Source organism: Streptomyces tateyamensis (genome assembly GCF_003205575.1).
Classification (GTDB): Bacteria; Actinomycetota; Actinomycetes; order Streptomycetales; family Streptomycetaceae; genus Kitasatospora; species Kitasatospora tateyamensis.
On the sequence record NZ_PYBW01000022.1, the window covers coordinates 125,918 to 145,374 of the forward strand.

Below are 19,457 nucleotides of genomic sequence, written 5' to 3' on the forward strand. Positions count from 1 at the left end.
CCGCTCAGGGGTTCCCCACCGGACCGCTTGCACCCACCCGGGCGAGCCGCCCCGGCACTGGTGTGCGATCCGGGCGAACGGCCGTCCCGCACCGCGCGCTGCGGCCACCCTGGCATCGTGCCACCTGCCGGGCGCAGTCCGCGCGCAGATGCACCCGTACGGCCCCCTGGCGAACGGGTACGTCTGATATCACCTGGCAGCGACCACCAGTTGGGCCCGGCACCGGGCGTCCGGACGCCCGGTGCACAATGGCCCGCATGCGAGCAGTGGTGCAGCGGGTGAGCGAGGCGGCGGTCACGGTGGCCGGGGAGACGGTCGGGGCGATCAGCGGGCCCGGGCTGTGCGTGCTGGTCGGGGTGACCCACCAGGACACGCCCGCCCAGGCGGCGGCACTGGCCCGCAAGCTCTGGACGCTGCGGCTGTTCGAGGGCGAGGAGGCCGAGCTGTCCTGCTCGGACTTGGCCGGACCGCTGCTGGTGATCAGTCAGTTCACCCTCTACGGCGACGCTCGCAAGGGCCGCCGTCCCACCTGGAACGCCGCCGCTCCCGGGCCGGTCGCCGAGCCGCTGGTGGCCGAGGTGGTCGCGCAGCTGCGCGCGCTCGGCGCCACGGTGGAGACCGGCCGGTTCGGGGCCGACATGAAGGTGTCGCTGGTGAACGACGGGCCGTTCACCGTGCTGCTGGAGGTCTGAGCGACAGGCCCTACGGCTCGACCACGACCTCCTGGGTGGCCGGCACCGGGCCGGCCCGCAGTTCGGCCTCGACCGGGGTGTTCCGCTTGACCAGGGCCAGCGCGATCGGGCCCAGCTCGTGGTGGCGGGCCGAGGAGGTCACGAAGCCCACCGCACGGCCGTCCGGATCGCTGGCCAGCCGGACCTCGGTACCGTGCCCGGGCAGCACCTCCTCGGTGCCGTCCAGGTGCAGGAAGACCAGCCGGCGCGGCGGCCGGCCCAGGTTGTGCACCCGGGCCACGGTCTCCTGGCCGCGGTAGCAGCCCTTGTTCAGGTGCACGGCGGTGCGCAGCCAGTCCACCTCGTGCGGGATGGTGCGGTGGTCGGTCTCGAAGCCCAGGCGCGGGCGGTGCGCCTCGACGCGCAGCGCCTCGTACGCCCAGATGCCCGCCGGGCTGCCGAACCGCGCCGCGCGCTCGGCCAGTTCGGCACGCGGCAGGAACAGCTCGCGACCCCAGGGCAGTTCCCGCACGGCGGCGGCACCGGTGGCCGCGGCGGTGTGCCCGGCCGGCAGGTGGACCAGCGCGTACTGCTCGGTGGCGTCGGCGAGCTCCACCCGGTACATGAACTTCATCCGCTCCAGGTAGGCCAGCAGCTCGCCCTGGGTGCCCGGCTCGACGTGCGCCCAGCTGGTAGTGCCGTCGTCGACCAGGTAGAGGGCGTGCTCGACGTGCCCGTTCGGGGACAGGACCAGCGCCTCCACCGCCTGCTGGGGGGGCAGTTCGCTGACGTGCTGGGTGAGCAGCAGGTGCAGCCAGGCCAGCCGGTCCGGTCCGGTCACGGTGATCACGCCGCGGTGCGACAGGTCGGTGAAGGCGCGCCCGGCCGCCAGCTCGCGCTGTTCGCGGAACAGGTCGCCGTAGTGCGCCGCGACCCCTTGGTCGGGCCCCTCGGCGGGGACGGCTCCGGGCAGCGACAGCAGCGGGCTCTTCATGCCCGCCAGCTTACGACTGCGGCCCGGACAGCTTGGCGGTGCAGTCGGCGCAGCGGCCGAAGATGGCGAAGTGCTTGAGGTCGGTGTCGAAGCCGTGCTGCTCGCGCAGGCTCTCGATGAGCGGGGCGGCGATCGCGGTGTCGGTCTCGGTCACCTGCTGGCAGTCCCGGCAGACCAGGTGCAGGTGGTGGTGGCGGCCGGCCAGGTGGTAGGTCGGCGCGCCGTGGCCCAGGTGGGCGTGCGAGACCAGGCCCAGCTCCTCCAGCAACTCCAGGGTCCGGTAGACCGTGGAGATGTTCACCCCGCTCGCGGTCTGCCGGACCCGGGCCAGGATCTCGTCCGGGGTGGCGTGGTCGAGCGCGTCCACCGCCTCCAGCACCAGCTGGCGCTGCGGGGTGAGGCGGTAGCCGCGCTCGCGCAGGTCCGTGGACCAGGTCTCGCGCCAGTCGGCCGTGCCGCTGCGTGCTGCGTTGCCGTTCACTGTTGCCGTCCCTAGTCCAGGCCCGGGTGCCCGGTTCAGCGGAAGAAGGCGATCCCGTCGTCCGGCAGGTCGTTGATGTCCTTGATCAGCTGGGCGGGGCTGAGCACCTTCTTCAGCTGCGCGGACATGTACGGGCGCAGCGGCACCTCGGGGGCGGCCTTCTCGCCGACCCAGAGCAGCTCCTCCTTGACGAAGCCGTACAGCCGCTTGCCGCCGCTGTAGGGGGCCGAGCCCTCGACCCGGGCGACCGCGTCGGTGGCCAGGTCGATCTGCGGCTTGCCGTCGGCCAGGCGCCCGTACCAGATCTCCACGGTTCCGTCGTCGCGGACCATCGAGACCTCGACCTCGCGCTCGCCGCTGGCACCGTGCTGGTTGGTGGTCACCCGCCAGAAGCCGTGCTCGTTCTCCAGCGGGCGGATCCGCTCACCGGAGCTGTCCAGCACCCAGCTGCGGGAGCGGTACTCGATGAACGGACGGCCGTCGTGCCGGAACACGATCTCCTGGCCGAAGTTGCACTTCTCGGTTCCAGGGCTGTCCTGACCGGGCAGCGGGGCGTAGACGCCCGCCCCCTCCCAGGTACCGAGGAGGAAGGCCAGCGAAACGACGTCCTTGTGGAGGTCAGAGGGGATCTCGATCATGGTCCTGGTCGCGTTCGGGGGCAGTCGGGCTACCCCTACGGTACTGGGAAGGTCAGCGCTGGCCCTGGTACAGCTTCATCACCGAGAAAGCGGCGAACCAGACGATCACGATCGACATGACGGCCAGCAGGATGTCGAAAAAGAGTTCCAGGCCACCCATGGTGCGCTCCCGGTTCGGCGAAAAACTACGGACGGACGGTAACGGCGCGAGTCTATCGGGCGCGCTCACGCCCATCACGGTGAGGGCCGCCACACGGGGCGCGTAGGCTGACGGCGTGTCGAAGAAGCTGGTCATCAAGGTCACTGCCGGGGCTGACGCGCCGGAGCGGTGCTCGCAGGCGTTCACCGTCGCCGCCGTGGCGGTCGCCAGCGGGGTCGAGGTCTCGCTCTGGCTGACCGGGGAGTCCTCCTGGTTCGCGCTGCCCGGGCGCGCCGTCAAGTTCGAGCTGCCGCACGCCGCGCCGCTGCCGGAGCTGCTGGCGTCGCTGCTGGCGGCCGGCCGGGTGACGCTGTGCACCCAGTGCGCGGCCCGGCGCGGCATCGAGCCGGGCGACACGCTGCCCGGGGTGCGGATCGCCGGCGCGCAGGTGTTCGTCAGCGAGATCATGGCCGACGGCGTGCAGGCGCTGGTCTACTGACCCGGGCCCGGCAGGCGCGGGCCTCGCGCGGCTACGGACCCTCGGGGTCGCGCGGTTCGCGGTCCGGGCGGTCGCGGTCGTGGCCGGGGCGGTCCCAGTTCGGGTCGTCCCAGCGCGGGTCCTGCCACCAGTCGTCCTCGGGGTCGCGCCGGTTGGCGAAGACGGCGGCCACCGGCGGGATCACCATGGCCACCACGCACATCGTGATCGCCGCGGCCACCGAGAAGAACCGCACCACGCCCCAGGCGAGGACGAACAGGGCCAGGCAACTGCCCATCATCGCGAAGTAGTACCGGTGCCTGCTGCGCTGCTGCACACCTCCACGGTAGAGCGACGAGCCCCTGCCGGGGCAGGGGCTCGTCGGTACAGCTCGCGGGGTCCGCGGGATCAGACCGCGATCGGCACCTCGGTCAGCGCGCCCTGGGAGGCGACCACCTTGCGGTCCACGGTCGCGCCCGGGACCAGCGCGCGCACGGTCCAGTTGCCCGGGGCCGCGAAGAAGCGGAACTGCCCGGTGGCCGAGGTGGGCACCTCGGCGGTGAACTCGCCGCCCTCGTTCAGCAGCCGGACGTAGCCGCTGACCGGCTCGCCGTCCCGGGTGACCGAACCCTGGATGATCGTCTCGCTCGCCACGTCAACTCCTGCCAGGTCCGGGCCGCCGGCCTTCGCACCACACATGTCTGGATCTCCTTGCTTCTCGGTACGCCGCGGGGCTCAGTTGGCGCCGAGCTCGATCGGGACGCCGACCAGGCTGCCGTACTCGGTCCAGGAGCCGTCGTAGTTGCGCACGCTCTCCTGGCCCAGCAGCTGGTGCAGCACGAACCAGGTGAGCGCGGAGCGCTCACCGATCCGGCAGTAGGCGATGGTGTCCTTGGACAGGTCGACACCCTCCTCGGCGTAGAGGGCGCGCAGCTCCTCGTCCGACTTGAAGGTGCCGTCGTCGTTGGCGTTCTTCGACCACGGGATGTTGCGGGCGCTGGGCACGTGGCCGGGGCGCTGCGACTGCTCCTGCGGCAGGTGGGCCGGGGCGAGCAGGCGGCCGGAGAACTCGTCGGGCGAGCGGACGTCGACCAGGTTGGCGGTGCCGATCGCGTTCACCACGTCGTCGCGGAAGGCGCGGATCGCGGTGTTCTGGGGCTGGGCCTTGTACTCGGTGGCCGGGCGGGCGGGCACCTGGGAGCCGTCGACCAGGTCGCGGGAGTCCAGCTCCCACTTCTTGCGGCCGCCGTCCAGCAGACGCACGTCACCGTGGCCGTACAGCTTGAAGTACCAGAACGCGTAGGAGGCGAACCAGTTGTTGTTGCCGCCGTAGAGCACCACGGTGTCGTCGTTGGCGATGCCCTTGGCGCTGAGCAGCGCCTCGAAGCCGGCCTGGTCGACGAAGTCGCGGCGGACCGGGTCCTGGAGGTCCTGCTTCCAGTCGATCCGGACGGCGTTCTTGATGTGGTTCTTGTCGTACGCGGAGGTGTCCTCGTCGACCTCGACGATGACGACCTTCGGGTCGTCGAGGTGGGCCTGGACCCAGTCGGCGTCGACCAGGACGTCGCTGCGGCTCATGTGATCTGTCTCCATCCGGGGGCGGTTGGCGGAAGGTGAGGCACCCGGGCGGCAGCGCAGCCCGCCCACTCTCCGGAATGATGTCCAGATAGTGGGACGTACGGGCGCGGCGCGGGCCGACGGGCAAGGAGGATCGGTGCTGGTTCCAGCGATTCGGCCGCAGGCGGAAACCGCCTGCTCAGGCCGGGAGATGGGGTGAGGCGGCGGGTCGATTCTGCCGGAGCGGGCCGCCGGTCAGCGCATTCGACACAGGCAGGCAGCCACGCGGCAGAGGTCTACCGCCCGCCGCTTGGTCAGATCTGCCTGTCGCTTCATGGGGACGATGCTAGGGACCAGGACGCGCCGCTGTCACCAGCGTATCGAATGGCGAGATGAAAACGTTCGCATGCTGGGATTTGACCGGCTCTTGCCCAGGCGGGCCACGGCCGCAGGCCCGGTCGCCGCCGCCGGTCACCCCATCAGCTGGACGTTGCTGCCCTCGAAGTCGAGCTGCAGGCCGTCCGACTGCGGCACCACGCTCTTCAGATTCAGCCCGACCGGCAGCCCCTGCAGGTCGAAGCTCTTGGACCCGATCGCGCTGCCGACCAGGCCGCTCACGCCGGGCAGACCGCCCAGGGCCGGCACGTCGCCGACGCTGTCCACCAGGATCCGGTTGTGGTCGGTGCGCAGCTTGACCGTGGTGCTCACATGCTGGCCCAGCACCTGGTAGCCGACCTTGAGCAGGCCCGGGCCGCCGTAACCGATGGTGGCGCGGGAGTCCAGGCCCATCAGCCGCTGGACCTCCTGGTAGCCGATCCGGCCCGAGCCGGTGCCGGTCGCCACGGTCGCGCCGGTGAGCTTGTCGTCCACCTGAACCCCGTTCAGCTGAGCGCTGAAGCCCTCCAGTTGGAAGCTCTGGCCGGCCCCGCTGAGCTGCATCTGACCGGCCGCCAGGTGGACGCTGCCCAGGTGCTTGTCGAGCAGGTCGGGCAGGAACGGGAAGTCGCCGATGGAGACCGAGGGCTTGCCGGTGATGCCCTGGTGGCCGGCCAGCCGGTCCGCGGCCCGGCCCTCGGCCACCGAGAGCGCGATCCGGTCGGCGCCCACCAGCAGGCCGCCGAGCACCGAGACCGCGATGGCCGCCTTGATCCAGATCCGCATCAGCACGCTCCCCGTCCGTTCACCCGTCTCCGGTACGACGATCCGATCAGATGCATGGTTCCTGGCGCCCCACCCGCCACTCAGCCACCGGCGAACGGCGGCAGCACCTCCACCGTGCCGCCCTCGGTCAGCCGGACCTGCGCGCGGTCGCGGCCGCCGACCGGCTCGCTGTCCACCAGGTAGGAGCAGATGTCCAGCAACCGGACGAAGGCCGGCCGGTCGGCGTGCCGCTCCTTGGCCTGGGCCAGCGCCTCGGCCAGGGTGGCCGCCCGGTACGCCTCCTCGGCCAGCCCGGCCTCGGCCTTGGCGGCGGCCCAGTAACGGATGGTCCCGGTCACCGCTGCGCGGTCCTGGGTGGTCGCGGTCATGGCGGCCCCTCTTCCTGGTGGTCTCGAAGGTGTACACCTGCGTGTACCGGTCGCTGCCGTGCTCCATCATCGCCCCACCCCGCCCGGGGCCCGGAATGTCGCAGGCCAGTGGGGTCGCACCCGGGGCGCACAAACCCGACGCGAACGGAATCACGGTGTCCGACCCCTTCGCCGACCCGGCGTGTTGGGCTATTCTCATGGCGTAAGGGATCCGGGCAGAGTCGCCCCCGGGTCCTTTTGTGCTTTCAGGACTCCCGATACGGACGTCCTTGCGAGTGGTAGCCCACCCGCGCCCACCGCGCACAACGACGTGCACACCGGTGGAACGCGGGGCAGCCAGCCGGCCACGGAGAAGAAATGGGGATGCCCCGGGTATGAGTTCTCTCCTCCTGCTCACCAACGCCCTGCAGCCTTCCGCGGAGGTGCTGCCGGCCCTGGGCCTGCTGCTGCACCAGGTACGGGTCGCGCCCGCCGAGGGGTCGGCGCTCGTCGACACCCCCAGCGCCGACGTGATACTGGTCGACGGCCGCCGCGACCTGCCGCAGATCCGCTCCCTGTGCCAGCTGCTGCGCTCCACCGGGATCTCCGCGCCGCTGCTGCTGGTGGTCACCGAGGGCGGCCTGGCCGCCGTGACCGCCGAGTGGGGCATCGACGACGTCCTGCTGGACACCGCCGGCCCCGCCGAGGTGGAGGCCCGGCTGCGCCTGGCCATGGGCCGCCAGCAGCAGGCCGCGGTCGACGACAGCCCGATGGAGATCCGCAACGGCGACCTGTCGGTGGACGAGGCCACCTACTCGGCCAAGCTCAAGGGCCGGGTGCTCGACCTCACCTTCAAGGAGTTCGAGCTGCTCAAGTACCTGGCCCAGCACCCGGGCCGGGTCTTCACCCGGGCCCAGCTGCTGCAGGAGGTCTGGGGCTACGACTACTTCGGCGGCACCCGCACGGTGGACGTGCACGTGCGGCGGCTGCGGGCCAAGCTCGGGGTCGAGAACGAGCAGCTGATCGGCACCGTGCGCAACGTGGGGTACCGCTTCGTGGTGCCCTCGCAGGCGGACAGGGGCGAGCGGGGCGCGCTCGAGCAGCAGCCGGTGGGCAGCGGCCGCGAGGCCTGAGCGGCAGCCGGGTCGGGGATAGTACCGGGCCCGGACCGCTTGCCCGTGCACAAACACGCGTAGACTCCCCCCGTGGCCAAGGTGACGCGCGACGATGTAGCCCGACTGGCTGGGACCTCGACCGCGGTCGTCAGCTACGTGATCAACGACGGACCCCGACCGGTGGCGCCGGCGACCCGGGAGAAGGTACTCGCCGCGATCGAGCAGCTCGGCTACCGGCCGAACAGCGTCGCGCAGGCGATGGCCTCCCGGCGAACCAACCTGATCGGCATGATCGTGCCGGACGCCCGGCAGCCGTTCTTCGCCGAGATGGCGCACGCGGTGGAACGGGCCGCCTCGGACCGCGGAAAGCTGGTGCTGATCGGCAACTCCGACTACGTCGAAGACCGCGAGATGCACTACATCCAGGCCTTCCTCGGCATGCGGGTCTCCGGCCTGATCCTGGTCAGCCAGGGCGCCCCGCAGCGCGCGGCCAAGGAGTTCGCCGCGATGGAGGGCGCCAAGGTGGTGCTGCTGCACCGCCGCCCGGAGGCGATCGACGACGTCTCGGTGGTCACCGACGACATCGGCGGCGCCGAGTTGGTGGTGCGCCACCTGCTGGAGGAGCACGGCCACCCCTACGTCGCCTGCTTCGGCGGGCCGGTGGACACCCCCGCGCCCGGCGACCCGGTGATCGACCACGTCGAAGGCTGGCAGCGGGCCATGGAGGGCGCCGAGCTGGACATCGAGGGCCGGCTGATCGACGCGCCGTTCCACCGCTACGGCGCTTACGAGGTGGCGCTGGAGCTGCTGCGCTCGCCCGACCGTCCGCCCGCCGTCTTCTGCTCCACCGACGACCAGGCGATCGGCGTGCTGCGTGCCGCCCGCGAGGTGGGCCTGCGGGTGCCCGAGGACTTCGCGGTGGCCGGCTTCGACGACATCCCGGAAGCGGCGCTGGCCGACCCGCCGCTCACCACGGTGGCCAGCGAGCGGGAGGCGATGGCCCGGGCCGCGGTGGAGCTGGTGCTGGACGACTCGCTGATGGTGCCGGGCTCGGAGACCGAGCGGGTACGCAAGTTCCCGTCCCGGCTGGTCGTGCGGCGCTCCTGCGGCTGCCCCGGCGAGGGCGGCGCAGCCTGACGGGTCCCGCAGCCTGACCGGTGTTGCGGCCTGACCGGTGCTGCTGCCCCGCCTGGTCTGGCAGACTGACAGGTCTTTATGAGAAGCCAACGGGCTTCTCTGCCCGTTCTGACCCGGCTCTCACCGGATCCTCATCCGGCGGGCGGACGGTTTGGTCCATGAGCGACCAGCACCGCACCACCGCAGATGAGTCGGGGTCCCCCCTCCCGCCGAAGCCGGCCGAGGCGCCCACCGCTCACCACGACTACTTCGCGGCCCCGGCCGCCGCAGCGGCCACCGGCCCGACCGATGGGCCGGCCCCCGGGCACCCCACCGAGACCTTCGCCGAGCCCGACCACGGGCAGCAGGACGGACCCGGTGACGGGCACCGGGCCCGCAACGGCTTCCTGCGCGGCCGGCTCGCCCTGGTGACCGCGGTCGCCGCGGCTGCCGCCGTGCTCGGCGGCCTGGCCGGCGGCGCGGTCGCCGACGGCCGGCACGGCGGCGCCACGGCCGGGCGTGCCGGCTCCGGCGCCGTGGTCAGCCCGGTGGCCGCCAGGTCGGACGGCACTGCCAACGTCTCCGCGATCGCCGCCGCGGTCTCGCCCAGCGTCGTCCAGATCACCGTGCAGACCTCCTCGGGCACCGCGACCGGCACCGGCGTGATCCTCACCGCCGACGGCCGGATCCTCACCAACTTCCACGTGGTCTCCGGCGCCGTGGACTCCGGCGGCACCGTCACCGTCAGCTACCAGAACGGCTCCAGGACGACCGCCACGGTCACCGGCACCGACAAGTCGCTGGACGTCGCCGTGATCACCGCCGCGAACGCCCACGGTCTGACCCCGGTCGCCCTCGGCGACTCCGACGCGGTCGCGGTCGGCGACTCGGTGGTGGCGATCGGCAACCCCGAGGGCCTGACCGGGACCGTCACCTCCGGCATCATCAGCGCCAAGAACCGCCAGGTCACCATCCAGGTGGACGAGGGCAGCACGCGCGGCAACGGCGGCTTCGGGTTCCCCAACTTCCCCGGCTACGGGTCCTCCTCGGGCAACGGCACGAGCGGCGGGCAGACCGCCACCTACCAGGCCCTGCAGACCGACGCCGCCCTCAATCCCGGCAACTCCGGCGGTCCGCTGATCAACGCGAGCGGCCAGGTGATCGGGATCAACTCCGCGATGTACTCCGGCAGCGGGGCCAGCTCCAGCGCCACCGGCAGCCAGGCCGGCAGCGTCGGCCTCGGCTTCGCCATCCCGATCGACGCGGTCAAGCAGGTCCTGTCGAAGCTGCAGGCCGGGCAGAACGTCTGAACCGCCGTCCGTAGCGGGGCAACTCACAGGTTCCTACCAGGTATCGCACAGTTGCCCCGCTTCACCCCATTCGCCCCGCACAATGGCAAGACCCGCGCCAGCAGCCAGAGAGGTCCCACCGCCGATGACACCGCCCGCCGACGACCGCACCCCCGCCGAGCAGCCGGCCACTCCCGCCCGCCTGCTCGTGGTCGACGACGAACCCGCGCTGCGGGACGCCCTGGAGAGCAGCCTGGCCTTCGAGGGCTACGAGGTCACCACCGCCACCGACGGCTACGAGGCGCTGGAGGCCGTCGAGCGCGACAAGCCCGACCTGGTGCTGCTGGACATCATGATGCCCCGGATGGACGGCCTGACCGCGGTGCGCCGGATGCGCTCGCGCGGCGACACCGCCCCCGTGCTGATGCTCACCGCCCGGGACGCGGTGGGCGACCGGGTCACCGGACTGGACGTGGGTGCGGACGACTACCTGGCCAAGCCCTTCGAGCTGGACGAGCTGCTGGCCCGGGTGCGCGCCCTGCTGCGGCGCAACGCACTGGCTGCCGAGGCCGCCGCCCGGGCCGCGGTGGTGGAGGACGAGTCCGAGGTGCTGGCCTTCGCCGACCTGCGGATGAACACCGCCACCCGCGAGGTCACCCGCGACGGCCGCCCGGTGGAGCTCACCCGCACCGAGTTCATGCTGCTGGAGATGTTCCTGGCCCACCCGCGCCAGGTGCTGACCCGCGAGCAGATCCTCAAAGCGGTCTGGGGCTTCGACTTCGAGCCCTCCTCGAACTCGCTCGACGTCTACGTGATGTACCTGCGCCGCAAGACCGAGCAGGGCGGCCTGCCCCGGCTCATCCAGACCGTCCGCGGCGTCGGCTACGCCCTGCGCGCGCCCAGCGGGACGACGGGCTGAGGGTGATGGTTTCAGGATCAGTCTCAGGGGGGCGGGGGCGGCTGTCGCGGTGGTACCACGGCAGGTCGTTGCGCAGCCGACTGGCGATGTTGGCGTCGGTGGCGGTGGCGGTGGCCATCGCGGCTTGTGCGGTGGCGTGCTGGTTCATCGTCAAGAACCAGATGTACACACTCCAACAGCAGACCCTGGCCACCGCCCCGGTCCAGATCCGCACCCCGCCGCTGCTGCCCTGGGCGAGCACCCCGCAGCAGGCTGCGGCAATCGCGCAGAGTGCGTACGAGGGGCAGGTCCAGGCGGGCATGGAGGGAAACGTCCCCGACAACCGCTGGGACACCGAACTGGTCAGCAGCGACGGCAAGCAGTTCTACGTGCCGGTGGCCCAGAAGCCCCGTGGGATCGTCGTCTACAACAGCGACCTCGATGTGCTGGCCGACGCCACGCCGCCACCGCCCGGCCAGCCGCCCAAGTCCACCTTCCGGCTCGGCCACTACACCAACGGCGAACCGGCCATGGTCCGACTCACCCCGGGCACGCTCGGCAAGCCCCGCCAGCCGACGCTGCTGGTCACCGCCACCTCCCTGACCAAGGTGGACGACTCCCTGCAGGACCTGGCGCTCATCCTGGTCGGCGTCTCCGCCGTCGGAATCGCGGTCGCCGGCGTCACCGGCCGGATAGTGGCCCGGGCCGCGTTGCGGCCGGTGCACGACCTCACCGGTGCCGTCGAGCACATCGCGCGCACCGAGGAGGTCGGCACCACCATCCCCGTGCACGGGAACGACGAGATCGCCCGGCTCTCCTCCTCCTTCAACTCGATGTCCACCGCGCTGGCCAACTCGCGCGAGCGGCAGACCCGGCTGATCGCGGACGCGGGGCACGAGCTGCGCACGCCGCTCACCTCGCTGCGCACCAACGTGGACCTGCTGATCCGCAGCAACGACACCGGCCGGCCGCTGCCGGAGGCGACCCGGACCAAGCTGCTGGGCAGTATGAAGGCCCAGATGCAGGAGCTCACCGTGCTGATCGGCGACCTGCTCCAGCTCTCCAGGCCGGACTCGCCCCGCCCGGGGCAGAACGTGGCCATCGTGGCGTTCCACGAGATCGCCCAGCGGGCGGTGGACCGGGGCAAGCTGCGCGGACCGGGGCTGGACTTCCGGGTGGCGCTGGAGCCCTGGTACGTGCGGGCGGACCCGGCGGCGCTGGAGCGGGCGGTGATGAACCTGCTGGACAACGCGGTCAAGTACAGCCCGCCGGGCGGCGTCGTCGAGGTGGCGCTGGAGCGCGGGCGGCTGACGGTGCGCGACCACGGTCCCGGGATCCCGGCGGAGGAGCTGCAGTACGTCTTCGACCGGTTCTGGCGCTCGCCGTCCTCGCGTCAGCTCCCGGGCTCGGGGCTCGGGTTGTCCATCGTGGCGCAGACCGTGCAGGACAGCGGCGGCCAGGTCACGCTCGGCCCGGCGGCCGACGGCGGCCCGGGCGCGCTGGCCGTGGTCCGGCTGCCCGGTGCTCCGGAGCCGCCGCCCAGCGAGGTGCCCCGGATCCCCGGCACCCCCGGCCCTGACGCCCCGTCCCCCGGCCCTCAGACCCCGGGCTCCGCGGCCAGCTGACGCTCCGCCCGAATGCGCTCGGCCACGGCGTCCTCGGTCATCGCGCGGTCGGTGTACACCAGCGGGCGCTCGGTCTCGGTGACGATGTGCTTGACCACCTGGACGTTGCCGTTGACGTCCCAGACCGCGATGCCCGGGGAGAGGGTCGGGATGATCTCCACCGCCCAGCGGGGCAGGCCGAGCACCCGCCCGGTGGCCCGGGCCTCGTCGGCCTTCTGCATGTAGATGGTGCGGGTGGAGGCCATCTTGAGGATCGCCGAGGCCTCCTTCGCGGCGGCGCCGTCCACCACGTCGGACAGGTGGTGGACCACCGCCACGAAGGACAGGCCGAGCCGGCGGCCGAACTTGAGCAGGCGCTGGAAGAGCTGGGCCACGAACGGGCTGTTGATGATGTGCCAGGCCTCCTCGACCAGGAAGATCCGCTTCCTGCGGTCGGGGCGGATCCAGGTGTGCTCCAGCCAGACGCCGACGATCGCCATCAGGATCGGCATCGCGATCGAGTTGCGGTCGATGTGCGAGAGGTCGAAGACGATCAGCGGGGCGTCCAGGTCGATCCCGGAGCTGGTCGGACCGTCGAACATGCCGCGCAGGTCGCCGTCGACCAGGCGGTCCAGCACCAGGGCCACGTCCAGGCCCCAGGACTGCACCTCCTCCGGGTCCACCCCGAGCGACTCCACCGAGGACAGGTCGGGGCGGCGCAGCGTGTCGATGATGTCGCCGAGGATCGGCTGGCGGTCCGTCACCGTCGCCCGCACGTGCGCGTGCGCGGCCTTGAGCGCGAAGCCGGCCCGCTCCTCCAGGCCGCGCCCGAGCGCCACCTCGATGATGGTGCGAAGCAGCGAGAGCTGGCCGGTGGTGGTGATCGCCGGGTCCAGCGGGTTCAGCTTGACCCCGCCGTCCCGGGCCGCCATCGGGTCCAGCCGGACCGACTTTATGCCCAGCGCGTCGGCGATCAGGTTCCACTCGCCGACCCCGTCCTCGCCCTGCGCGTCCAGCACCACCACCTGGCGGTCGCGGAATCTCAACTGGCGCAGCACGTAGGTCTTCTCCAGCGCCGACTTGCCGTTGCCGGACTCGCCCAGGACCAGCCAGTGCGGGGCCGGCAGCTGCTGGCCGTAGAGCTGGAACGGGTCGTAGACGTACCCCTTGCCGCTGTACACCTCGCGCCCGATGATCACCCCGGAGTCGCCCAGCCCGGGCGCGGCGGTGGGCAGGTAGACCGCCTGCGCCTGGCCGCTGGAGGTGCGCACCGGCAGCCGGGTGGTCTCCACCCGGCCGAACATCAGGCTGGTGAAGGACTCGGAGAGGTTGCCAATGGCCACGGGGACCTCCAGGGGTCAGCGACGGATGCCGGTGGCGAACGGCAGGGTGTTGACGAAGGCCCGGTGGTGCTCGCGGTCGCACCACTCCAGCTTCAGGTAGCTCTTGCCGGCCGAGGCGCGGATGGTCCGCTTGTCCCGGGCCAGCGCCTCGGGGCTGCGCGAGGAGACGGTGATGTAGCCGACCAGGTTGACCCCGGCCGCGCCGGAGGCCAGGTCGTCGCCGCGCTGGTCCACCCGGCCGCTGTGCGCCAGGTCGCGCGGGTCCACCGTGCGGTTCATCTTGGCGGCCCGGCTGGTCTCGGCGTCGTCGTTGGTCTTCTCGGTGAGCATCCGCTCGATCGCCACGTCGGTGGGTTCCAGGTCCATGGTGACCGCGACGGTGCGGATCACGTCCGGGGTGTGCACCAGCAGCGGGGCGAGGAAGTTGACGCCCACCGGGGTGAGCGGCCACTCCTTGATCCAGGCGGTGGCGTGGCACCAGGGCGCCCGGGTGGTCGACTCGCGGGTCTTGGCCTGCAGGTACTGCGGGTGGGTGGCGTCCAGCTCGGCCGGCCAGGCGTTGCGCCGGCTCATCGCCTGGATGTGGTCGATCGGGTGGTCCGGGTCGTACATCGAGTGCAGCAGCGAGGAGAGCCGGGCCTGGCCCAGCGGCTGCCGCACCCGGATGTCGGCCTCGGTCAACCGGGCGCAGATGTCGGTGAGCTCACGGGCCATCACGGCGGCCAGGCCGTCGTCGTCGCGGGCCGGGGTGCCGGTGGCGGTGCGGCCCATCGCGTGCGCCTCGGCGGCCAGGTCGCGGGTGTAGTGCATGCAGGCCACCAGGTAGGCCCGGTGCTGCTCGGAGGAGGTGGAGACCATCGACTGCAACTGGTCGTAGGAGTCCTGCAGCCAGCGCGGGGCGCCGTGGTCGCCGCGCCGCTCGACGTCCTTGGCGTGCGCGTCCGGGTCGGCGGGCAGCGTGCGGGCCAGGATCTGCAGCCGGGTCACGAAGCCGTCGCCGTTGGCCACGTGCTTGAGCAGGGTGCCGAACCGGTCGACCAGCGCCTCCTGGTCCTCCGAGTCGCGCAGGCCCACGCCCGGGCCCTCGATCTCGATCGCCGCGGTCACCGTGCGGCGCTCCAGGTGCATCAGCACGCCGACCTCGTCCGGCCCGAACGGCGCGCTCAGCCAGCGCAGCCGGCCGACGCCCGGGGGCGGGCCGACCTCGATCTCGCGGCCGTCCAGCCGGGTGCCGGCGTCCATCGCGGTGGACTGCCAGACGGCCCGGCCGCTGCGCAGAGTGCGCCGGTAGGTCCGGTTGATCTCCAACCACCGGTAGAAGGTGCGGCGCCGGTAGGGCAGGTAGACGGCAGCTATGGCCAGCAGCGGGAACCCGATCAGGCCGGCGATCCGCAGCGCCAGCACCGGCATCAGCAGGCCCCAGAGCATGCCGAGGAAGGCGCCGAAGATGATCAGCATGATCTCGCCGGACTCCCGGTTGCGGCCGATCGGGGCGTTCGGCCGGGCCTTGCCGATCAAGTAGGTACGGCGCTGGTGCGGGTACGGCTGGGCGTACTGGCCCCCGTACTGGCCGAGCGGTTCGCTGCTCATGCTGCGGTCAGCCTCCCTTCGCTGGGTTCTGGGCGGGTGTGGTCGGAGCGGTGTTCTGGGCCGGCGGCGCGGGGCTGCGCGAGGCGTGCGCGGCGATGCCCGGGGCCACCGAGCCGCCGCCCGCACCCGAGCCGGAGGCCGACGCGGTCTCCGGTCCCGAGCCGCGCGAGCCGTGGGTGGAGATGCCCTGCTTCACCAGGTTGGCCGGCCCGTTGATCATCGCCGAACCGGCGCTCACCGCGTTGGCCCGGGCGTTGCGCAGGTGCGCCATCTCGTCGCCGAAGCCGGGCACGAAGCGGTAGATCGCGCTGGTCGCGAAGATCGACAGGAACAGGATGGCCAGCCCCGCCAACACCCGGGCGAAGTCGTCCGAGGCACCGGCACCGCCGGCCACCGCGCTGGCCAGGCCCAGAATGATCACGATCACCGGCTTGGCCAGGTCGACCGCGGCCATCAGGCCGGCCCACCGGCGCACGTGCTTCCACAGCTGCTTGTCCACCAGGCCGGCGTAGACCGCGGTGCCGAGCAGCGCGCCCACGTAGAGCATCGCGGTGCGGATCCACAGCTCGATCCAGAGCACCACCGCCGCCAGCACCGCCACCAGCGAGACCAGCACCAGGATCAGCGGGCCGCCGCCGATCGACCCGTGCTCCAGGGTGTCGGCGAACCCGCCGAGGTACGTCCCGGTGTCCGACTTGGTCCCGGCCGCGATCGCCGCCGTCAGCCCGTCGGTCGCGCCCACCAGGGTGTACAGGCTCAGCGGCGTGAAGGCCGAGGCGATGACGGTCAGCCAGAGGAACCCGATCGCCTCCGAGAAGGCCTGCGACAACGGCACCCCGCGCACCGCCCGCTTGGTCACCGCGAGCAGCCACAGCACCAGGGTCAGCACGGTGGAGGCGGCGAACACCACGGCGTACTGGGCCAGGAAGTCCGTATTGGTGAAGTCCACCTGCGTGGTGGTGTCGATCACCGACGACAGGTTCCGCACCACCCACGCCGCCGCCTGCGCACACGCCTTCGCCAACGACCCGAGCGGATCCGTCACCTGCCCCACCGTCCCACCCCCGGGGACGGTGACACCGCCGGGGTTGGTCCCGCACACCGTGTCGGCGCCGGGGAGGGGGAAGTCACAACCCTTGCTCGGCGACGGACTTGGACTCGGACTCGGCGCCGCGAAGACGCGTTGGGCCGCGACCATCGCCCCCAGCTGGACCGTCGCCATGACCGCGCCCAGTCGCAGGGCGCGCCGCTTCACCCGCCCGAAGTCGGCCAGCGCGCCGTCCTGCGCTCCGTCAGCGGGCATAGCGGAAGCCTCCGAACTGCTGGACGGCGCCGGTGATCTCATCGGCACCGGCGGCCTGTTGGTCGGCGGGCACCGGGGCCGGCCCGCTCTGCCGGGAGAAGTCGGTGAGCTTCCAGTCGCCCCCGACCCAGTGCAGCGTCAGCGTCAGCGTGTACCAGGTGGCCTTCACCGGCAGGGTCGAGCCGCTCCCCGCCAGCCCGCCCAGCCCGGTGCACCAGACCAGCGCCTTGGTGGTGTCCGCGCTGTACCCGTCTGTCCTGGTGCCGATCGGCACCGCGCGGCTGACGAACACCAGCCCGGTCGGCGCCCGGCCCTGAGCGTCCAGGCCGTAGCCGGCCAGCGCCTCGGGCGTCATCGCCTGGTCCAGCCGGCCGCGCAGGGCGTCGGCCACCGCGGGGTCGGCGATCGCGCCCAGGACGGTGCGCCGCCCGTCGGTGCGGAACATGTCGGCCCCGCCCAGGGCCACCGCGTAGTTGGCGGCCGCCGACTGGGCGCCCTGCTCGGTGTGCGGGTAGCCGGTGCCGATCCCGTTGGTGCTGGTGCTCACCGGCAGCTCGCCGCTGGGCGCCGTGGGCGCGCTCGAGCCGGGCGGCGGGGCGTCCTGGTGGCCCGCGCCGGACTGGTTCACGTGCTTGCCGCTGTTGGCGATCGAGATGGCCACCACCAGCAGGGTGACCACCACCAGCACCGTCAGCAGGGTGCGCAGCGGCCGGGCCTGACGACCAGTCGGCGGCAGGGAGCCCTGTTCGCCGACCGGCAGCCGCGTACGGGTGTGCGGCTGGTCGTCGGGCAACGGCACGGCGGCCCTCCTGGGACAGGGAGCCGGGGTACGGGCTCCAGCGTGGTGATCGGGGCGAGCGGCGCGAGGCTGCGGCAGACCCGGTGGCGATCACCGGGCCGACTGTCTGATCGTCAGATAGCCATGCCGTAAACAATGGTGAAGAGCGTGCCGAGCGAACCGATGATGAACACGCCGGTCAGCCCGGCGATGATCAGCCCCTTGCCCTGCTCGGCGCTGAAGGTGTCCCGCATCGCGGTGGCGCCGATCCGCTGCTTGGCCGCGCCCCAGACCGCGATCGCCAGGCAGGCCAGGATGGCGACCGCCATCACCACCTCGACCATGATCCGGGCTTCCGACCCCAGGGTGGAGAAAGGACCCCAATCCGGGGCGATGCCACCGATAATGGTGTCGATACTGCCCTTCTTGGGCGGATCCGCAGCCAGGAGGCCACTTGCGTATCCGTTCACGGTGTTGCCCACACTGCTCACTGTGTCACCCACGTGCATTTCCTGTCTCACCGCCCGATCAGGCAATTCAAGGCCCGCACCACCGGAGTGCGAAGGCCCGAGGCCTATTCTTGGCCAGATCTGATGTCGACTTGGCTACTTCTGGAGGATTGGTCGCAAGACATCGGACACGTACGCCAGGATGTCCACCGTACGAAGGATAGCGCTCACTCTCAGTATCTCCGATGATTGCGCTGAGCAATGACTGTCGGCAGACTCCGGAGGTGTCGGCCGAACGACCTGGCGCGTGCGGGGGGCATATGCGTACCGGTGCCGTGCCCAAGGCTCCAGGTCCCGGATTCCCCCGTGACCCCAAGCTCTCTGACACTGCATCGGGATGGTGCTGATGGTACTCCGGAATGGCACGCGAGCGGCCGTCGCAGGCGGAGCTGTTGCATTCGGCTTCCTGCTGCTGGTGGGGGTGGGGACCTATGCGGCCAGTGGGGCTCCGCAGACCGTCGGCAACTCCCAACTCGGCCTGGCCCCAGGCACCGTCCCGGCCGCCTACACCCAGCTGATCCAGCGGGCCGGCAGCAGCTGCCCGGAGATCTCCGCCCCGATGCTGGCCGCCCAGCTGTACCAGGAGAGCGGCTTCGACCCGGGTGCCCGCAGCCCCGTCGGCGCCCAGGGCATCGCCCAGTTCATGCCCGGCACCTGGGCCGAGTACGGCCAGGACGGCAACGGCGACGGCAGGCGCGACGTCTGGGACCCGGCCGACGCCATCCCCGCCGCCGCCGCCTACGACTGCGCGATGGCCCGGGCCACCGTCGGCATCCCGGGCGACCGGCAGGCCAACCTGCTGGCCGCCTACAACGCCGGCTCGGACGCGGTGCTCCGCTACCAGGGCGTGCCGCCGTACAGCGAGACCCAGGGCTACGTGCGCTCGATCCGGGCGCTGGCGCAGAGCTTCACCGCCGCCACCGCCCCCGTGACGGTCTCCCAGCAGGCCTCCGGCGCGATCTACTTCGCCCAGACCAAGCTCGGCACCCCCTATCTGTGGGGCGGCGAGGGCCTGCCCTCGCAGGCGGGCCGGTTCGACTGCTCCGGCCTGACCCAGGCCGCCTACGCCTCGGTGGGAATCACCCTGCCCCGGGTCGCCAACGACCAGTGGTACGCCGGCCAGCACCCGACCCGGGACCAGCTGCGTCCGGGCGACCTGGTCTTCTTCGCCACCGACCTCAACGATCCGCGCAGCATCCACCACGTCGGCATCTACGTGGGCGGCGGCTACATGATCAACGCCCCGCACACCGGCGCGGTGATCCGCTACGACACCATCGACCAGCCTGACTACATCGGCGCCACCCGGGTCAGCTCGGACGGTGCCGCCGCCCTGCCGGTGCGCGGCTCCGACGGCTCGATCACGGGCGGCTCGGACCCGACCCCGAGGAGTTGACGGTGTGACAGGTCGTCCACGGTCCGTCAAGTAGGCTGCCGCGCGGACGA

The 19,457-nt window shown here is 71.8% G+C and carries 23 protein-coding genes; 8 read left to right on the forward strand and 15 right to left on the reverse strand.

The window, feature by feature from the left end; translation table 11 throughout:
* Positions 1-257 precede the first annotated feature (257 nt).
* Complete coding sequence (gene dtd / locus C7C46_RS06815) at positions 258-692, forward strand: D-aminoacyl-tRNA deacylase (RefSeq protein ID WP_110666863.1); 435 nt, start codon at positions 258-260, stop codon at positions 690-692.
* Between the two features lie 10 nt (positions 693-702).
* Here the strand turns inward: dtd and ygfZ are convergent, their stop codons facing one another.
* From ygfZ to C7C46_RS34185, 4 genes are read right to left on the reverse strand one after another with little or no spacing between them, the layout of a single operon-like run.
* The gene (gene ygfZ, locus C7C46_RS06820; protein ID WP_110666780.1) at positions 703-1,665 is read right to left on the reverse strand and encodes a CAF17-like 4Fe-4S cluster assembly/insertion protein YgfZ; all 963 of its coding nucleotides are present in this window, start codon (positions 1,663-1,665) and stop codon (positions 703-705) included.
* 10 nt (positions 1,666-1,675) lie between these two features.
* The gene (locus tag C7C46_RS06825) at positions 1,676-2,146 is read right to left on the reverse strand and encodes a Fur family transcriptional regulator (protein WP_110666782.1); all 471 of its coding nucleotides are present in this window, start codon (positions 2,144-2,146) and stop codon (positions 1,676-1,678) included.
* Between the two features lie 35 nt (positions 2,147-2,181).
* Entirely contained in the window at positions 2,182-2,784 is a 603-nt protein-coding gene (locus C7C46_RS06830) for a heme-binding beta-barrel domain-containing protein (RefSeq protein WP_110666784.1), read from the reverse strand.
* Positions 2,785-2,836: 52 nt separating this feature from the next.
* Entirely contained in the window at positions 2,837-3,079 is a 243-nt protein-coding gene (locus C7C46_RS34185; RefSeq protein WP_146259006.1) for a hypothetical protein, read from the reverse strand.
* On the opposite strand from C7C46_RS34185, the gene C7C46_RS06835 reads away from it, so the two are divergent.
* Positions 3,060-3,422, forward strand: coding sequence for a DsrE family protein (locus C7C46_RS06835; protein WP_110666786.1), 363 nt, complete (start codon positions 3,060-3,062; stop codon positions 3,420-3,422). The genes C7C46_RS34185 and C7C46_RS06835 overlap by 20 nt on opposite strands.
* Positions 3,423-3,453: 31 nt before the next feature.
* Here the strand turns inward: C7C46_RS06835 and C7C46_RS06840 are convergent, their stop codons facing one another.
* From C7C46_RS06840 to C7C46_RS06860, 6 genes are all read right to left on the reverse strand, one after another.
* Complete coding sequence (locus C7C46_RS06840) at positions 3,454-3,738, reverse strand: DUF3099 domain-containing protein (RefSeq protein WP_110666789.1); 285 nt, start codon at positions 3,736-3,738, stop codon at positions 3,454-3,456.
* A gap of 71 nt (positions 3,739-3,809) precedes the next feature.
* Positions 3,810-4,100 carry a DUF1416 domain-containing protein gene (locus C7C46_RS06845; protein WP_110666791.1) on the reverse strand — a complete coding sequence of 97 codons (291 nt, stop codon included), beginning with the start codon at positions 4,098-4,100 and terminating at the stop codon, positions 3,810-3,812.
* A 36-nt stretch (positions 4,101-4,136) separates the two neighbouring features.
* Positions 4,137-4,979 (reverse strand): sulfurtransferase, encoded by an 843-nt coding sequence (locus C7C46_RS06850; protein ID WP_110666793.1) that lies wholly within the window; start codon positions 4,977-4,979, stop codon positions 4,137-4,139.
* Between the two features lie 234 nt (positions 4,980-5,213).
* Complete coding sequence (locus tag C7C46_RS37695) at positions 5,214-5,294, reverse strand: Ms5788A family Cys-rich leader peptide (RefSeq protein ID WP_369405619.1); 81 nt, start codon at positions 5,292-5,294, stop codon at positions 5,214-5,216.
* Between the two features lie 135 nt (positions 5,295-5,429).
* Positions 5,430-6,119 carry an LmeA family phospholipid-binding protein gene (locus tag C7C46_RS06855; RefSeq protein ID WP_146259007.1) on the reverse strand — a complete coding sequence of 230 codons (690 nt, stop codon included), beginning with the start codon at positions 6,117-6,119 and terminating at the stop codon, positions 5,430-5,432.
* A gap of 80 nt (positions 6,120-6,199) precedes the next feature.
* The gene (locus tag C7C46_RS06860; protein ID WP_110666797.1) at positions 6,200-6,487 is read right to left on the reverse strand and encodes a MoaD/ThiS family protein; all 288 of its coding nucleotides are present in this window, start codon (positions 6,485-6,487) and stop codon (positions 6,200-6,202) included.
* 374 nt (positions 6,488-6,861) lie between these two features.
* On the opposite strand from C7C46_RS06860, the gene C7C46_RS06865 reads away from it, so the two are divergent.
* The 5 genes from C7C46_RS06865 to C7C46_RS06885 all read left to right on the forward strand — a co-directional run bounded on the left by C7C46_RS06865 (position 6,862) and on the right by C7C46_RS06885 (position 12,509).
* Entirely contained in the window at positions 6,862-7,599 is a 738-nt protein-coding gene (locus tag C7C46_RS06865; protein WP_110666799.1) for a response regulator transcription factor, read from the forward strand.
* Positions 7,600-7,671: 72 nt separating this feature from the next.
* The gene (locus C7C46_RS06870) at positions 7,672-8,718 is read left to right on the forward strand and encodes a LacI family DNA-binding transcriptional regulator (protein WP_110666801.1); all 1,047 of its coding nucleotides are present in this window, start codon (positions 7,672-7,674) and stop codon (positions 8,716-8,718) included.
* A gap of 158 nt (positions 8,719-8,876) precedes the next feature.
* Positions 8,877-10,007: a S1C family serine protease gene (locus C7C46_RS06875; RefSeq protein ID WP_110666803.1), complete on the forward strand. Its 1,131-nt coding sequence runs from the start codon at positions 8,877-8,879 to the stop codon at positions 10,005-10,007.
* 124 nt (positions 10,008-10,131) lie between these two features.
* Positions 10,132-10,905, forward strand: coding sequence for a response regulator transcription factor (locus tag C7C46_RS06880; protein ID WP_110666805.1), 774 nt, complete (start codon positions 10,132-10,134; stop codon positions 10,903-10,905).
* Between the two features lie 86 nt (positions 10,906-10,991).
* Entirely contained in the window at positions 10,992-12,509 is a 1,518-nt protein-coding gene (locus tag C7C46_RS06885) for a sensor histidine kinase (RefSeq protein ID WP_245984248.1), read from the forward strand.
* Here C7C46_RS06885 and C7C46_RS06890 read toward each other — a convergent pair.
* The 5 genes from C7C46_RS06890 to C7C46_RS06910 all read right to left on the reverse strand — a co-directional run bounded on the left by C7C46_RS06890 (position 12,482) and on the right by C7C46_RS06910 (position 17,948).
* Positions 12,482-13,792: an ATP-binding protein gene (locus C7C46_RS06890; RefSeq protein WP_181442230.1), complete on the reverse strand. Its 1,311-nt coding sequence runs from the start codon at positions 13,790-13,792 to the stop codon at positions 12,482-12,484. The genes C7C46_RS06885 and C7C46_RS06890 overlap by 28 nt on opposite strands.
* A gap of 54 nt (positions 13,793-13,846) precedes the next feature.
* Positions 13,847-15,421 carry an SCO6880 family protein gene (locus C7C46_RS06895; RefSeq protein WP_110666809.1) on the reverse strand — a complete coding sequence of 525 codons (1,575 nt, stop codon included), beginning with the start codon at positions 15,419-15,421 and terminating at the stop codon, positions 13,847-13,849.
* Positions 15,422-15,428: 7 nt separating this feature from the next.
* A complete protein-coding gene (locus C7C46_RS06900; RefSeq protein ID WP_245984249.1) occupies positions 15,429-16,724 on the reverse strand; it encodes a hypothetical protein in 1,296 nt (431 codons plus the stop codon).
* On the reverse strand, positions 16,714-17,523 hold the full coding sequence (locus C7C46_RS06905) for a hypothetical protein (RefSeq protein ID WP_245984250.1): 810 nt from the start codon (positions 17,521-17,523) through the stop codon (positions 16,714-16,716). Before C7C46_RS06905 ends, C7C46_RS06900 begins: the two co-directional genes overlap by 11 nt.
* A gap of 113 nt (positions 17,524-17,636) precedes the next feature.
* The gene (locus C7C46_RS06910) at positions 17,637-17,948 is read right to left on the reverse strand and encodes a hypothetical protein (protein WP_110666871.1); all 312 of its coding nucleotides are present in this window, start codon (positions 17,946-17,948) and stop codon (positions 17,637-17,639) included.
* Positions 17,949-18,357: 409 nt separating this feature from the next.
* Between C7C46_RS06910 and C7C46_RS06915 the strand changes: the two genes are divergently transcribed.
* Positions 18,358-19,407 carry a C40 family peptidase gene (locus tag C7C46_RS06915; protein ID WP_110666873.1) on the forward strand — a complete coding sequence of 350 codons (1,050 nt, stop codon included), beginning with the start codon at positions 18,358-18,360 and terminating at the stop codon, positions 19,405-19,407.
* Positions 19,408-19,457: the final 50 nt, after the last annotated feature.